The sequence below is a fragment of the Labrys sp. Lb11 genome, from assembly GCF_057554225.1.
Genome location: NZ_BAAJOT010000005.1, coordinates 1 through 15,556, shown reverse-complemented (window position 1 = coordinate 15,556; position 15,556 = coordinate 1). Strand labels below are relative to the sequence as shown.

The 15,556-nt window shown below is 70.3% G+C and carries 10 protein-coding genes; 6 read left to right on the top strand and 4 right to left on the bottom strand.

The annotated features are described in order from the left end of the window. Positions 1-124 precede the first annotated feature (124 nt). From AC27L4_RS18760 to AC27L4_RS18745, 4 genes are read left to right on the top strand one after another with little or no spacing between them, the layout of a single operon-like run. Entirely contained in the window at positions 125-1,261 is a 1,137-nt protein-coding gene (locus AC27L4_RS18760) for an MlaE family ABC transporter permease (RefSeq protein ID WP_487143852.1), read from the top strand. After that, on the top strand, positions 1,261-2,052 hold the full coding sequence (locus AC27L4_RS18755) for an ABC transporter ATP-binding protein (RefSeq protein WP_487143851.1): 792 nt from the start codon (positions 1,261-1,263) through the stop codon (positions 2,050-2,052). The genes AC27L4_RS18760 and AC27L4_RS18755 overlap by 1 nt, the downstream gene beginning before the upstream one ends. A gap of 3 nt (positions 2,053-2,055) precedes the next feature. Continuing rightward, positions 2,056-3,633, top strand: coding sequence for an MlaD family protein (locus AC27L4_RS18750; RefSeq protein WP_487143850.1), 1,578 nt, complete (start codon positions 2,056-2,058; stop codon positions 3,631-3,633). Between the two features lie 2 nt (positions 3,634-3,635). Next, entirely contained in the window at positions 3,636-4,232 is a 597-nt protein-coding gene (locus tag AC27L4_RS18745; protein ID WP_487143848.1) for an ABC-type transport auxiliary lipoprotein family protein, read from the top strand. A gap of 66 nt (positions 4,233-4,298) precedes the next feature. Here AC27L4_RS18745 and AC27L4_RS18740 read toward each other — a convergent pair whose 3' ends face one another. Continuing rightward, entirely contained in the window at positions 4,299-6,005 is a 1,707-nt protein-coding gene (locus tag AC27L4_RS18740; RefSeq protein ID WP_487143847.1) for a hypothetical protein, read from the bottom strand. A gap of 198 nt (positions 6,006-6,203) precedes the next feature. On the opposite strand from AC27L4_RS18740, the gene AC27L4_RS18735 reads away from it, so the two are divergent. Continuing rightward, complete coding sequence (locus tag AC27L4_RS18735) at positions 6,204-7,388, top strand: MFS transporter (RefSeq protein ID WP_487143846.1); 1,185 nt, start codon at positions 6,204-6,206, stop codon at positions 7,386-7,388. 16 nt (positions 7,389-7,404) lie between these two features. Here the strand turns inward: AC27L4_RS18735 and dgcA are convergent, their stop codons facing one another. From dgcA to AC27L4_RS18720, 3 genes are all read right to left on the bottom strand, one after another. Beyond that, complete coding sequence (gene dgcA, locus AC27L4_RS18730; RefSeq protein ID WP_487143845.1) at positions 7,405-8,388, bottom strand: N-acetyl-D-Glu racemase DgcA; 984 nt, start codon at positions 8,386-8,388, stop codon at positions 7,405-7,407. After that, entirely contained in the window at positions 8,385-8,705 is a 321-nt protein-coding gene (locus tag AC27L4_RS18725; RefSeq protein WP_487143843.1) for a 2Fe-2S iron-sulfur cluster-binding protein, read from the bottom strand. The genes dgcA and AC27L4_RS18725 overlap by 4 nt, the downstream gene beginning before the upstream one ends. A gap of 94 nt (positions 8,706-8,799) precedes the next feature. Further along, entirely contained in the window at positions 8,800-9,153 is a 354-nt protein-coding gene (locus AC27L4_RS18720; protein ID WP_487143841.1) for an Hpt domain-containing protein, read from the bottom strand. Between the two features lie 392 nt (positions 9,154-9,545). Here AC27L4_RS18720 and AC27L4_RS18715 point away from each other — a divergent pair. Beyond that, positions 9,546-15,556 (top strand): apolipoprotein A-IV repeat region-like domain-containing protein (locus AC27L4_RS18715; protein WP_487143840.1); only part of this gene is annotated, 6,011 nt, incomplete at its 3' end.

Below are 15,556 nucleotides of genomic sequence, written 5' to 3'. Positions count from 1 at the left end.
CGCCTTTATGAAGTGAGGGCAGTATGACTGACCGTGATTCTGCTGCAAGGGCCGACTCCCCGGCCGGCCCGCGATCCCCCTTCCGGGAGGTCGTCCCTTGCGGCACGTCGGACCAAGGGGCGGCATGACCGACCAGACGACCCTCAGCCTGGCCACGGAAGGCTCGACGCTGCGCCTGCGCGCCAGCGGCGAATGGGTCGCGCGCGAAGCGCCGCGGCTGGAGCAGATCACCCGGGACGCCGCCGGCAAGACCGGCGGCGCCGCGCATGTCGACATGGACATCACCGGAGTGACGCGCCTGGACACGCTCGGCGCCAAGCTGCTGGGCGAGCTGCGCGGCAACCTGGCCAAGAGTGGGGCCGCCATCGAGCTGAAGACGGCGGACCCGGCGCAGCGCGTCCTGATCGACGAGATCGCCGAGACGGCCTGCCAGCCGCTGCCGGCCCCCCCCCCGACCAGCGCCTTCATCGATGTGCTGGTCGATATCGGCAAGGTGATGCGCGGCGTCGGCGACGACATCATCGGTCTCACCGCCTTTCTCGGCGAGCTGGTCGTCACCACCGGCCATCTCTTCACGGGCCGGGCGCGGCTGCGCTGGCCGGCGATCATCACCCAGATGGACCTGATGGTGTTCCGCGGCGTGCCGATCATCGCCCTGATCACCTTCCTCGTCGGCTGCATCGTGGCCCAGCAGACGATCTTTCAGCTCGACCGCTTCGGCGCCACGCTGTTCGTGGTCGACCTGCTCGGCATCCTGATGCTGCGCGAGGTCGGCCTGCTGCTCGCCTCGATCATGGTGGCCGGGCGCTCCGGCTCGGCGATCACCGCCGAGATCGGCTCGATGAAGATGCGCGAGGAGATCGACGCCATGCGCGTCATGGGCCTCGATCCCATGGAAGTGCTGATCCTGCCGCGGATCATCGCGCTGGTGATCGGGCTGCCGCTGCTGACCTTCATCGCCTCGATCGCCGGCCTGTTCGGCGGCGCCCTGGTGTCCTGGGGCTATGGCGGCGTCACGCCGGTGACCTTCCTGGAGCGCCTGCGCGATGCGATCGGCCTCAACACCTTCTTCGTCGGCCTGATCAAGGCGCCGGTGATGGCGCTGATGATCGGCCTGATCGGCTGCATCGAGGGCATGAAGGTGCGCGGCTCGGCCGAGTCGCTCGGCCGGCAGACCACCGCCTCGGTGGTCAAGGCGATCTTCACGGTGATCGTCGTCGACGGCCTGTTCGCCATGTTCTTCGCGGCGGTGAAGTATTGATGCCCGAGGCGAAGGACACCGGGCGCGACGTCGTGATCTCCGCCCGTGGCGTCGAGGTCGGCTTCGGCGGGCCGCTGATCCTCGACGGGCTCGACCTCGACGTCTATCGCGGCGAGATCCTCGGCGTGGTCGGCGCTTCCGGCACCGGCAAGTCGGTGCTGATGCGCACCATCATCGGGCTGGCGCCGCTGCTCGGCGGCAAGATCGAGGTGTTCGGCCAGGACTATTTCAAGCTGGATGCGCGCCGGCGCCAGGAGATCGCACGGCGCTGGGGCGTGCTGTTCCAGCAGGGCGCGCTGTTCTCCTCGCTGACGGTGAAGCAGAACATCCAGGTGCCGATGCGTGAATATCTCGATCTCTCGCCGCGCCTGCTCGAAGAAATGGCGATGCTGAAGATCGCGCTGGTCGGACTCAAGCCGGATGCCGGCGACAAGTTCCCGTCAGAGTTGTCGGGCGGCATGATCAAGCGCGCCGCACTGGCGCGAGCACTGGCGCTCGACCCGGATCTGGTCTTTCTCGACGAGCCGACAGCCGGTCTCGACCCGATCGGCGCGGGTGAATTCGACGAGCTTATTGCAACCTTGCGACAGACACTCGGGCTCACCGTCTATATGGTGACCCATGACCTCGACAGCCTCAATGCCATCTGCGACCGAATCGCAGCCGTCGGCGGGGGCCGCGTCATAGCCGAAGGCCCGATGGAGACCATGCTCGCCTCGAATCACCCCTGGCTCCGCGCCTATTTCCACGGCCAGCGCGCCCGCGCCGCGCGCGGCAGCGACAGGGGCTGAGCCTTGGAGACGCGCGCCAACAACGCCCTGATCGGCCTGTTCACCCTGGCGGTCGTCGCCGCGGCGCTCGGCTTCGTCGTCTGGTTCGCCCGCCTTGCCGAAGGCGTCAAGGTCACCCGTTACGAGGTGGTGTTCTCCGGCTCGATCAGCGGCCTGACCGTCGGCTCGAGCGTGCTGTTCAACGGCATCCGCGTCGGCCAGGTCGACAGCCTCGACCTCATGCCCGAGGATCCCTCGCGCGTGGTCGGCCGCATCACGGTCAAGGAAACGACGCCGGTCAAGGTCGACACGCGGGCGCGCATGGAGTTCCAGGGACTGACGGGCGGCGCCTATATCCAGCTCTATGGCGGCTCGTCGAGCGCGCCGCCGCTGGAGCCGCCGCCGGACAAGGATGTCGCCACCATCTACGCCGAACGCTCGGAGCTGCAGAACCTGGTCGACGGCGCGCGCGACACGATCAACCAGGCGGCGCAGACCCTCACCCGGCTCGACGATTTCTTCCGCAAGAACGAAGGCGAGCTCACCGCCACCGTCGGCAATGTCCGCACTTTCACCCAGGCGCTCGCCGACAACTCCGGCGCGGTGGCGAGTTTCCTGCAGCGAACCGGCGATGCGGCCAAGCAGATCGGCACGCTGGCCGACAGCCTCAACGGCATGACCGGCGACGTCCAGGCCCTGATCAAGGCCGTCGACCCGGCCAAGGTCGACCAGGTCGTCACCAACGTCACCGAGGCGTCCGACAAGCTCAAGGGCTTCGCCGCGGCCTTCGATGCCAAGAAGGCCGAGAGCGCCATCGCCAATATCGAGAGCTTCTCCAAGGCCCTGGCCGACGCGAAGGGGCCGCTCGGCACCTTCGCCGTCGATGCCTCCGCCCTCGCCGGCAAGCTCAACGCCATGGCGCCCAAGCTGGAGGCCAGCCTCGACTCGATCCAGAAGGTGGTGGGCGCCGTCGACAGCGAGAAGGTCGGCAGCACCATCGACAACGTCCAGAAGGTCGCGGCGGCCATCGGCGCCAATGCCGGCGAGATCGACGGCTTCATCAAGGACGCGCGCAAGCTCTCGGCCGACCTCGCCGCCATGACACCGAAGCTCAACGCCACCTTCGACGGCATCAGCCGTGTCGCCGACGCGGTCGATGCCGCCAAGGTCGACCGCGTCCTGACCAATGTCGACAAGTTCGCGCAGACGCTCGGCGACTCGACCCAGAAAGTGCAGGGCTTCATCGCCGACGCCAGCGATGTCGGCAAGAAGCTGAACGCCACCGCCGACCGGCTCGACGTGGTGATGAAGAATATCGAAAGCATGACGGCCAGCCCGGAAGGCAAGGGCATGTTCGCCGAGATCAGCGAGACGGCCCGGTCGATCCGTGTCCTGGCGCAGAACCTCGACGCGCGCACGGCGGAGCTGTCGAAGAACCTCAACCAGTTCACGGGAGCCGGCCTGCGCGATTATCGCAACCTCGCCACCGACGGGCAGAAGACGCTGCGCGACATCCAGCGCACGCTCAACAACCTGCAGCGCAACCCGCAGCAGCTGCTCCTCGGCCCGAAGTCGAACATCCCGGACTACAAGGGGCAATGAGCATGGTGTCGGCGTCGCGTACCCTCTGGCTGGCCGGCTCGCTGCTGGCGGCCGTGCCGCTCGCCGCCTGCGGCAGCCTGTCTTCCCCGCCCCAGACCTTCGATCTCACCGCGCCCGAGATGGTCAAGCCCGCCCGCCCCGGCCGCTCCCAGCTGGTGATCGCCGAGCCGACCGCGCTGCAGGCCCTGGACAGCGACCGTATCCTCGTGCGCACCGGCAACGGCCAGGTCACCTACCTGCCGGCGGCGCAATGGGCCGACCGCCTGCCGAGCCTGGTACAGACGCGTTTGCTCGAGACCTTCGAGAATGCCCATCGCATCGGCTCCGTCGGCCGCCCCTCCGACAAGCTGGCGGCGGACGCGACGCTGGTGACCGAGATCCGGGCCTTCGAGATCCGGACCGGCGCCGGGGCGACCGCTGTTGTCTCGATCTCGGCCAAGATCGTCAGCGAAAGCACCGGCCGGATCGTCGCCGCCAACCTGTTCGACGCCTCGGTCCCCGCCGCGGGCACCGCCGGCCCGCAGGCGACCACCGCACTCGACCAGGCGATGCAGACCGTGCTGCGCGAGATCGTGGCCTGGGCCGCTTCGAAGATCTGACGCGTCGCAAGGCCGTGTTGCGCCGGGCCTGGCGCCGGCTCCCTGACGCGCCCCGCCGGCGTCTCCTCAGCTGAACAGCGCCGCGCGCTCCTCGAACGGCAGGGCCTCGATCTCCGCCAGCGTCACGACACGCGGCGGTGCCGGGCGGGACGCCGCGGCGGGGCGCGCCTCCTCGCCGGCGCGGATCGGCGGCCTCGGCCGCACCGGCGCGGCGAAAGGCGAAGCAGGCGGCTCGGGGAGAGCGGCATCCGCGACGCCTCCGGCCCGCGGCGACACGGAAAACGACTCGGCGGCGAGGGAGGGCCGCAGCTCGAACGCCAGGGCCGGAGCGGGCTCGGCCGGCGCAGGCGGCGGTTCGATCTGCGCAAACCGCTCCGGCGCTCGCGACGGACGCAGTTCCACCGCCAGCGCGGCGAAGGAGGCGTCGATGGACGGCGACCGCTGCACGACCGGGGGCGCCCGCAGCGGTTCGGCCACGGGCAACGGCGCAGGCTCGGCCACCTGAAGCGGCGGCTGGATGGCCAGGGGCGGCGGCTCGGCCATTGCGGCGGGCGCCTCGATCTGCGCAGGCCGCTCCGGCGCTCGCAACGGAAGCAGTTCGGCCACCAGCGCGGCGAGCGAGGCGTCGCTGGACGGCGGCCGCTCCACGGCCAGGGGTGCCGGCGGCAGCGGTTCGTCCACGGGCAGCGGAGCAGGCTCGGCCGCCGGGAGCGGTCCCGGCCCGACGGGCAGCGGCGCGGCGGGCGCCGGCGACACCACGGGAGGAGGCGGCTGGACGGCCAGGGGCGGCGGCTCGGCCATTGCGGCGGGCGCCTCGATCTGCGCCGGCCGCTCCGGCGCTCGCAACGGAAGCAGTTTGGCCACCAGCGCGGCGAGCGAGGCGTCGCTGGACGGCGGCCGGTCCACGGCCAGGGGTGCCGGCGGCGGCAGTCCGGCCAGGGGCAGCGGCGCAGACTCGGCCACCGGGAACGGTCCCGGCTCGACGGCCAGGGGCAGCGGCGCAATGGCGGGCGCCGGCGATGTCACGGGAAGCGGCGGCCGCACGGCCAGAGGCGGCGGCTCGGCCACGGGAGCCGGCGTCACATCCATCTCCCAGATCGCGTCGACGTCGCTCTGCTCCATGCCCTGTCCCGGCAGGGACGGTCCGTGGACGACGGCCTCCCCCGCGCCGCGCATGTCGAGCGGCGGCGGATGATCCGCGGCGCCCCAGATTCGGATCATGGCATTGAGCCGATCCTCCAGATAGCGCATCACCTGGATGACCTTGCGGATGCGCTGGCCTGTGATGTCCTGGAACGAGCAGGCGGTGTAGATGTCGGCGGCGCGCTGCTCGATGATGTCGCAGGCCGCGGTCTGCATGCCCGCCTCGCGCAGGGTCCAGGCGATCTCCTGCAGGTGCTCGGCCGCAGCCAGGATGTCGCCGGTCGCGGTCTCCGTCGACCTGACGATGGCGTCGAGCTCGATGGTCGCCTCGTCGATGCGCCCCCCCTGCCCCTCCGGCTTGACGGCGGCGATCTCGGCCTTGGTGCGGGCGATGGCGCCGGCCATGTCGATGAGGTCGAAGCGCACGTGCTCGGCCTGGTCCGCCGCCCGGCTCTCCTCGACCGCCTTTTCCAGCCGGCCGATCGCTCCGATCACCTCGTGCGTATCGGCGTTGCGGTTGCGCCGGGCATATTCGGCGAGGAACCACCGCCCGCGCGCGGTCTCCATCACCGCGGATTCGATGGCGGCGTAGTCTTCATCGCTCAGGCGCTTGGCAGGCTCGGTCGACATGGTCCCGCTCGAAGGCTCCGCGGCTCCACCGCCCCTCGGCGAAGCCGGGCGCGAAACGATCCAGCTTCGCTTGAAATGGCTCCGGCGGCAGGCGTATGCAGAATGGGTCGAATCGCAGGGCGGCGATCCGATGTTCGCCGACTATGGACCCGCGGCCGCCCCTCTCCAAATTCGTCTTGCGCGTTCTCCCCGCCTGCGATGACCCTCTCCATTCCCTCGGATCGCCGAGCGTCCCGCCATGCCGCCTGGGCGGCCAGCGCGACCTATGCCCTGCTGCTCTCAGGCCAGGGCGTCTACCTGCCGTTCTTCCCGGTGTGGCTCGCCAGCCGCGGCTTCGACGCCGGCGAGATCGGGCTGCTGCTCGCCATTCCGACCCTGATGCGGGTGTTCGCCTCGGCGCCCTTCGCCCGCATCGGTGACGGCGCGCTCGGGCCACGGCGCACCTTCCTGGTCATGGCCTGCGGCATGACGCTGGGCTACGCCGGCCTGTCCTTCACGCACGGCTTCTGGCCGCTGGCGCTGATGCTGGTTGTCGCCTCGGGCCTACAGGCGCCGACCGTGCCGCTGCTGGACGTGATCGTGCTCGACGGCGTCGCTGCCCACGGCCATGACTATGGCCGCATCCGGCAATGGGGCTCGCTGTTCTGGCTGCTGGCCGCGGTCGCCGCCGGCAAGGCCCTGACCACCCTGCCGATCGAGACGGTGCCGCCGATCATCGCCGTGCTGGCGGCGCTGACCGTCCTGACCGGCCTGACCTTGCCGGACGACCGCAAGGGTCCCTGGAGGAGACGGCAGGGGAGCGAGGCGGGCGAGGCGCCGCCGCGCCTGCGCTTCGCCCTCTTCGTGGCCGGCGCCGCCTGCCTGCAGGGCGCACATTCCTTCCTCTACAGCTTCGGCACGCTGATCTGGCAGAAGGCCGGCTTCACCAATGTGGAGATCGGCGGGCTCTGGGCCGTCGGCTCGTTCACGGAAATCATGCTGTTCCTGTTCGCCGGCAATGTCGCCGGCCGCCTCGGCCCCTATGCGATGGTGGCGATCGGCGGCGTCGCCGGCGTGCTGCGCTGGACGCTGATGGGCCTGGAGCCGGGCTCCGGCATGGCGATCGGGGCGCTTCAGGCCATGCACGCCTTCACCTTCGCCGCGGTGCATCTCGGCAGCATGGGCTGGCTGGCGCGCTACGAGCGCGGCCGGGCGGCGCGCCAGGGGGTGTTCGCCGCGGCGGTCGGCGCCGGTCTCGCCGGCGGCGCGGCCCTGGCCGGGCGGCTCTACGAAAGCTACGGCGCGCACGGCTATTTCGCCATGGCGGGCGTGGCGGTGATCGGGCTCGGGCTGACGCTGGCGGCCTGGACCCTGGAGCGGCGCGGCGGCACCGTCGCCGCCTGAACCGGGACCGCTCCGCTCAGCCCCACAGATCCGGCTGAGGCGGAAAGGCGGTGCTGCCCTCGTAGCGCAGGCCCGGCTCACGGTCGCGGGCCAGCAGCAACGGTCCGTCGAGATCGACCACGGCCGCCCGCTGGGCGACCAGCATGGCCGGCGCCATGGCGAGGGAGGTGCCGACCATGCAGCCGGCCATCAGCTCGAGGCCGAGCCCGGCGGCAGCCTCGGCCAGCGCCAGCGCCTCGGTGAGGCCGCCGGCCTTGTCGAGCTTGATGTTGATGGCGTCGTAGCGGCCGGCGAGGCCGGAGAGCCCGGCACGGTCGTGCAGGGATTCGTCGGCGCAGACCGGCACCGGCCGCGCCATGCCGGCAAGCGCCGCGTCCTCGGCGGCCGGCAGCGGCTGCTCGATCAGCTCGACGCCGGCCTCGGCGCAGGCCGCCATGTTGCGCTCGAGCGTCTCGGCGCGCCATCCCTCGTTGGCATCGATGATCAGGCGGGCGTCCGGGGCGTTGGCCCGGACCGCGGCGATGCGCGCGGCATCGTCGGCCGTGCCGAGCTTGACCTTGAGCAGCGGGCGATGCGCCGCCTTCGCAGCCGCTTCGCCCATCGCCGCCGGCTCGCCCAGGGACAGGGTATAGGCCGTGACCAGAGGCCTCGGCTCGGGCAGGCCGGCGAGGCGCCAGGCCGGCTGGCCGGCCTGCTTGGCCTCCAGGTCCCAGAAGGCGCAGTCGAGCGCGTTGCGCGCCGCGCCGGCCGGCATCGCCGCCTGCAGCGCCCGGCGGTCGAGCCCGGCCGCCACCGCGCCGGCCATGGCCTCGATGGCGGCGACGACGCCATCGACCGTCTCGCCATAGCGGGCATAGGGCACGCATTCGCCCTGCCCCGCCGCGCCGTCCGCCTCGATGCGGGCGACGACGACGACCGCCTCGGTCCGGCTGCCGCGCGCAATGGTGAAGGCGCCCGCGATGGGCCAGCGCTCGACCCGGACCGACAGGCGCGGCGTCATGCCTGCTTCTCGGGCGTGGTCACGACCAGGCCCTCCAGGGCGTCGCTCACCCGGATCTGGCAGGACAGGCGCGAAGTCGGCCGGACGTCGTAGGCGAAATCGAGCATGTCCTCCTCCATGGGCTCGGGATCGCCGACGACGGCCATGAAGGCCTCGTCGACATAGACATGGCAGGTGGCGCAGGCACAGGCGCCGCCGCACTCGGCGAGGATGCCGGGAATCGCGTTGCGGATCGCAGTCTCCATCACGGTCGCACCGTTTTCGGCCTCGACCGTGCGCGCGGTTCCGTCATGCTCCTTGAACGTTATCTTCGGCATCGCTGCACCCTGTCCCATCTGGAACGGGTCTATACAGAGAGGCGAAGCGCTGATCCAGCGCGAGGACGCCGCGTCCGGTCGCGGCGAAGCGAAATCAGGGCCGGCCCGGCCCTTGCGCCAGCCGCGCCCCGATCGCCGCATCCGCCTGGTCGAGAGCGCAGCGCAGCCGGTCGAGGCTGGCGCCCGCCGCTTCGGCCGCGGCGGCGGCATCCGCCACGGCCCAGGCGCCGATCGCCCGCGCCGAGCCCTTCAGCGTGTGCGCCGCCACCAGGCGCTCGCTCGCGGGCCCGACCTCGATCCGCCGCATCAGGACGGCGGCGTGGTGCGAGAACAGCCGCAGGAGTTCGCGCTCGAGCCCGGCATCGCCCATGGTCTGGCGGGCGAGATGGCCGACATCCAGCCCGTCCTGCCGCGCAATCCTGCCCTTGGACGGTGATGACATGCCCATGGCCGGTCCGCCCCCTGCCCGGCCCAGCGCCGGTCCCGGAAGTCTAGTCCGGGCAAGGCCCGCGCACCATGAGACCGCGGCAGGAACCCCCGATCATGGTTGACGGCCCATTCGAGGCCGCGAATCAGCCGAGACTCGCGAAAAAGCGCATTTTTCGCCGTCGACAAGATGGTAAAGAAGACGTTAACGATAGCTGAGGGAAAGCCGCAATAGCGGTTTTCATTCCCGTTGCAGGCCTGTACGATTTTGCTGCGGCATATCCGTCCCGGGTCGGTCAGCCCGGGATCCGTCGCGCGTCGCTTCGGCCGAGGCGGTGCGGACAGTAGCGTCGCCGGACCGCGTCGGGTGAAGAAGAACGCGGACGGTTGCGAACGAGTAGCGTGAGGCAAGTGATGGCGAACAAGTCCAAGGCGCAGGATCCGGCGGACGCTGCCCTGTCTGCGATCGAGGAAGCTCTCAATCTCGGAGCTTCGTCACCCGACAAGTCAGACGACGGCAGTCGGCCCGGCCTCCCAAGCGTCGAGGACGGCTTCACGCTCGACGCGCCCCTGCTTCGGCCGGCGGACGAGCAGACGCGGACCGATGAGCAGCGCGGCCAGCCGGGGCTGGGCGCGAAGCGCTCGCCGGCCAATGACGATCGGGAGAGCGTCGGCCAGCTTCTCTACGCCCTGCAGCGCCGGCCGCCGCGCACGCCCTACATGGTGGCGGTCTTCCTCTCGCTGCTCTGGCTCGCCGCCGGCATCGCCGCCGTGGCGCTGCTGTTCAACCTGCCGGGCCACGCCTTCCTCGACATCGCCACCTATCGCGCCAATCCGGCCATGATCGCGACGCTGGTGGCGGTGATCCTGCCGCCCTTCTTCTTCTTCGCCATGGCCTCGCTGGTCTGGCGGGCGCAGGAGATGCGCTACGCCGCCCGCTCCATGACCCAGGTCGCGTTCCGCCTCGCCGAGCCGGAGAGCGTCGCGTCCGACGGCGTCGTCTCCGTCGGCCAGGCGATCCGCCGCGAGGTCGCCGCCATGGGCGACGGCATCGACCGCGCCCTCGCCCGCGCCAGCGAGCTGGAAATCATGGTGCACAACGAGGTGTCGCTGCTCGAGCGCTCCTATTCGGAGAACGAGCTGCGCATCCGCTCCCTCGTCGAGGATCTGACGTCGCAGCGCGAGGCCATCGTCAACAACGCCGAGCGGGTCCGCTCCGCCATCGTCGTCGCGCATGAGGACCTGACCCTGGCGCTCGGCACCGTGGCCGGGCGCATCACCACCGAAGTGTCCGAAGCCGGCTCCCAGGTGATGCGCTCCTTCAGCGATCAGGGCCGCGAGATCACCAACGAGCTCGGCAAGGTCGGCGGCGAGATGGTCGAGGCCATGGGCGAGCGCGGCTCGGCGCTGATCGAGCGCATGGCCGCCACCGCCGACCAGGTCAACGGCTCGCTGTCGAGTTCGTCCAGCCTGGTCACCGAGGCGCTGAACCGGCGCGTCGGCGAGATCACGCAGACCCTCACCACCACCGCCGACAGCCTCGGCGAGACCTTCGGCGCTCGCGCCAACGAGATCACCTCGACCATGTCGGAGCGCGCCAAGGCGCTCAACGCGGCCCTGACCGAGAACAGCGAGCGCATCATCGCCGACATCGTCGAGCGCGGCACCACGGTCAACGAAACGCTGATCCGCACCGGCGAGTCGCTGACCCAGGCCTTCGGCGAGGGGTCGGAGCTGGTCACGGGCTCGATCCGCGACACCGGCTCCAACATGGTCGAGCAGATCGCCTCCAGCGTCGCCGAGGTCAACAACACGCTGCGCAACACCGGCGACGCCCTGCTGGCGGACCTGCAGACCCGCGGCACCAACGTCACCGGCAAGCTCGACGAGGCGGCGACGCGCATCGCCGAGATCATCACCACCCGCGGCGGCGACCTCGCCGACCGGCTGGCCACCACCAGCGACCGCATCCACCAGACGATCGTGGTCAGCGGCGGCGAGATCGAGCAGCGCCTGTCGGAGACCGGACAGTCGGTGGTCAACGCCATCGAGACCCGCGCCGCCGACACCCAGGCCGCGGTCGCCGCGGCGTCCGAGATCATCGGCTCGGTCTTCGTCAAGGAAGGCAATGCGCTCGCCACCCTGCTGGCGCATGCCGGCCGCGACGCGGTCACGGCCCTCACCGCCTCGGGCGAGTCGCTCGCCAAGGTGATCGAGGACCGGACCCAGGGCGCCGTGACGCAGATCAACACCGGAGTGCTGCGCCTGGAGACCACGGTCGACGCCCAGACCGGCGTCCTCGCCAAGGCGCTGGCCGACAAGCTCGCGGCCTACGAGCAGCGCAGCGCCGATGCCGCCAACGAGCTGCACGCCAAGCTCGACGAGCAGCTCTCGGCCCTGCAGGCCCGCAACGCCAAGAAGGCGGACGCGGTCCGTCTCGCCCTGGAAAGCAGCCTGGCGGATTTCGACGAGCGCCTCGTCGGCAAGACGGCCGCCGTGCACGCCAACATCGACCAGCGCCTCGGCGCGTTCGAGGAGCGCTTCGCCGCGATCTCGGGCAGCGCCCACAACGACCTCGACGAGCGCCTCGCCGCCTTCGAGGAACGGTTCTCCTCGATGGCCACGACGACGCAGGGCAGCCTCGACGCCCGCCTCGCCGCGTTCGAGCAGAACCTCGCCAGCCTGTCGGCCTCGACCCAGGGCAGCCTCGACCAGCGCTTCGGCTCGTTCGAGCGGCGCTTCGCCGACAATGTCACCGCCGCCAACGCCTCGCTGGAGCAGCGGCTCCTCTCGTTCGAAGACCGCTTCGCCTCGGTCTCGACCACGGCGCATGCCGACATCGACCAGCACTTCTCCTCCTTCGAGACGCGCTTTGCCGACCATGTCGCCAACGCCCAGTCGGGGATGGAGCAGCGCCTCTCGACCTTCGAATCGAGCTTCACCGGCAACGCCTCGTCGGTGCAGGCGGCGTTCGACCAGCGCTTCGGCGCCTTCGACACCCGCTTCACCACGGCGGCCTCGACGCTGCAGCAGGCCCTCGACCAGCGCCTGACCACGCTGGAGGCGCATGTCGCCGCCAACACCGAGGTGGTGCAGAGCACGATCTCCGAACGGCTCAGCGCCTTCGAGAGCCGGTTCCAGGCCGACGCCACCTCCGTCCATTCGACGCTCGACGACCAGTTGCGGTCGTTCGAGGAGGCGCTGGCCAATCGCGTCGGCAACGCCACCAAGGCCCTGGACGAGCGCATCGCTTCGCTGGAGCACGTGGTGGACGTGCGGGCCGCGGCCCTCGCCGGCCGCATCGGCGAGGACACCAAGACGCTCGGCGACGACATCGCCCAGCGCCTGCTCGGCTTCGAGAGCACGATCAAGGTGCATGGCAGCTCGCTGGTCGAGCGCATCGACAACCAGATCACCTCGACCACGGACGCGCTGGAGAGCAAGCTCTTCAGCTTCGACCAGAACTTCGGGGCCAAGTCGCGCGACATCGCAGACACGCTCGACGACAAGCTGCGGCGCCTGGAGGAGCGGGTCGGCTCGACCTCACGCGACATCGCCGACACCCTCGACGACAGGCTGCAGGGCTTCGACGACCGCGTCGGCACCCGCTCGCGCGAGATCGCCGATGCGCTGAACGAGAAGCTGCAGAGCTTCGACGACAGCGTCGGCGCCCGCTCGCGCGAGATCGCCGAGACGCTCGACGAGAAACTGAGGAGCTTCGACGAGCGCGTCGGCTCGCGGTCCGGCGAGATCGCCGATACGCTGGACAGCAAGCTGCAAGGCTTCGACGAGCGCTTCGGCGCGACGTCCCGCACCATCGCCGAATCGCTCGACGAAAGGCTGCGCGGCTTCGATGAGCGCGTCGCCACGGCCTCGCGCGACATCACCGTGTCGCTGGACGACAAGCTCCGCGGCTTCGACGTGCGCTTTGCCATGCGCTCCAAGACCCTGGGCGAAACCCTGGACGAGAAGCTGCAGAGCTTCGACGACCGCGTCGGCGCGACGTCGCGCGACATCGCCGACACGCTCGACGAGAAGCTGCAGGGCTTCGACGACCGCGTCGGCACCCGCTCGCGCGAGATCGCCGACTCCCTGGAGGAGCGGCTGCAGAGCTTCGACGAACGGGTCGGCGCACGCTCGCGCGAGATCGCCGACACGCTCGACGAGAAGCTGCTCGGCTTCGACGATCGCGCCGGCTTCCGGTCGCGCGAGATCACCGACACGCTCGACGAGAAGCTGCAGGCCTTCGACGCCCGCGTCGGCGCGACATCGCGCGACATCGCCCAGACCCTGGCCGACAAGCTGCAGGGCTTCGACCTGCGCGTCGGCTCGGTGTCGCGCGACATCGCCGACACCTTCGACGAGAAGCTGAAGGACTTCGACGCGCGCGTCGGCCTGGTGTCGCGCGATATCGCCGGCACCCTCGACGAACGGCTGAAGGGCCTCGACGACCGCGTCGGCTCGAAGGCCCGCGAGATCGCCGACACGCTCGACGAGAAGCTGCAGGGCTTCGACGACCGCGTCGGCTCGACCTCGCGCGAGATCATCCAGGCCCTGACCGACCAGCTGCATGGGTTCGACATGCGCGTCGGCATGAAGTCGCGCGAGGTGACCAACTCGCTGGAGGAGACGCTGCAGGCCTTCGACCAGCGCTACGGCGCCAAGGCGCAGGAACTGGCCGAACTCCTGGAAGCCAAGCTCCTGACCTTCGACGACCGCTTCGACGTCCGGGCCCGCGGCATTTCCGAGGGGCTCATCGGCAAGATGCAGGCCTTCGACGACAGCTTCGGCACCCGCTCGCGCGAGATCGCCGAGACGCTGGAGCAGCGGCTGCAGGCCTTCGACCAGCGCTTCGGCGGCACGTCGCGCGACGTCGCCGAGACGCTCGACGGCAGGCTCACGGCCTTCGACGAGCGCTTCGGCGCGAAGTCGCGGGAGATCACGGTCGCGCTCGACGACAAGCTGCAGGTGTTCGACCTGCACTTCAGCATGAAGTCGCGCGAGATCGCCGATACGCTCGACGACAAGCTCCTGTCCTTCGACCAGCGCTTCTCGACCAAGACCGTCGAGATCGCCGATTCCCTCGACGGGCGGATCAGCCGCATCGACCAGGGTCTCGACGCCCGCGCCCGCGCCCTCAACGAGACGCTGGCGGCCCGCACGCTGGAAATGGCGCGCGTGCTCGGCGACGGCGGCAAGGAAGTGACGATGGCGCTCGACGCCAAGGCGCAGGAGATCTCCGACCTCCTCGACAACCGCTCCTCGGCGATCACCGATTCGATCACCGCCAAGGCCGACGACATCACCACGCTGCTCAGCACCCGGAGCCTGCAGCTGTCGGACCGGATCGTCGCCCAGTCGGCCGCGCTCGCCGATCAGCTCGACTCCAAGAGCACGCTGATCGCCAACACGCTGTCGTCGAAGGCGATCGAGATCGCCGCCCAGTTCGACGGCAAAAGCTCGTTCATCGCCGACACGCTGGCCGAGAAGGTCGACGAGATCAACCGCGCCCTCGGCACGCGCGCCACGGAGGTCGCCAACACGCTCGACGCCCGCGTCGCGCATTTCGAGGACAACGTCATCGGCCGCCTGACCGAGGTGACGCGCACCCTCGACACGCGCGGCTCGCAGATCGCCGCGACGCTGCAGGAGAAGGTGCAGTCCGTCTCCGAGAGCCTGATGCAGAACGCCGCCGAGGTGGATGCGACGCTGTCGCGCCTGTCCGCCGATGTCGGCCTGACGCTGGGCAACCGCGCCGCGGAGATCAACGCCGTGCTCGGCAGCCGTTCGACCGAGCTCGCCCAGATCCTGGACGAACGCGGCAATGCGCTGGTCCAGACCATCTCCCTGCGCGGCACCGCCATCACCAACGAGGTGGCGGATGCCGGCCAGATGGTCGTGCACTCGCTGGAGGAGCGCGGCACCAAGATCGCGTCCGTGATCAGCGAGAAGGGTGGCGAGCTCGTCACCGCCCTCGCCGAAAAGCGGGCCGAGCTGGCGTCCTCCCTGGAATTGTCCTCGGACACGCTGGCCGCCGCGATCGAGACCCGGGCCGGCCGCGCCGTCGGCGAGCTCAGCACGATGAACGACCGCCTGCGCGTCGAGATCGGCTCGCTGGTGGAGCGCCTCGAAGTCACCAACAAGGATCTGGCCCAGGCGCTCGACAGCTCCCACCGCTCGCTCGACAGCATCGAGGGCGGCCTGAGCGAGCGCCTGAGCACCTTCCATGCGACGATGACCGGCCTGGCGGACCAGGCCAATTCGGCGACCGACCGGGTCGGCGGCCAGGTGTCGTCGCTGCGCGAGATCTCGCACGAGGTCCTGAGCGACGTCACCGTGCTCACCGGGCGGCTGGAACAGCAGGCCGCCCAGCTGTCGCAGGCGGCCCAGGCCCTCGACCAGACCCAGGCGCGCGTCGACCGGGC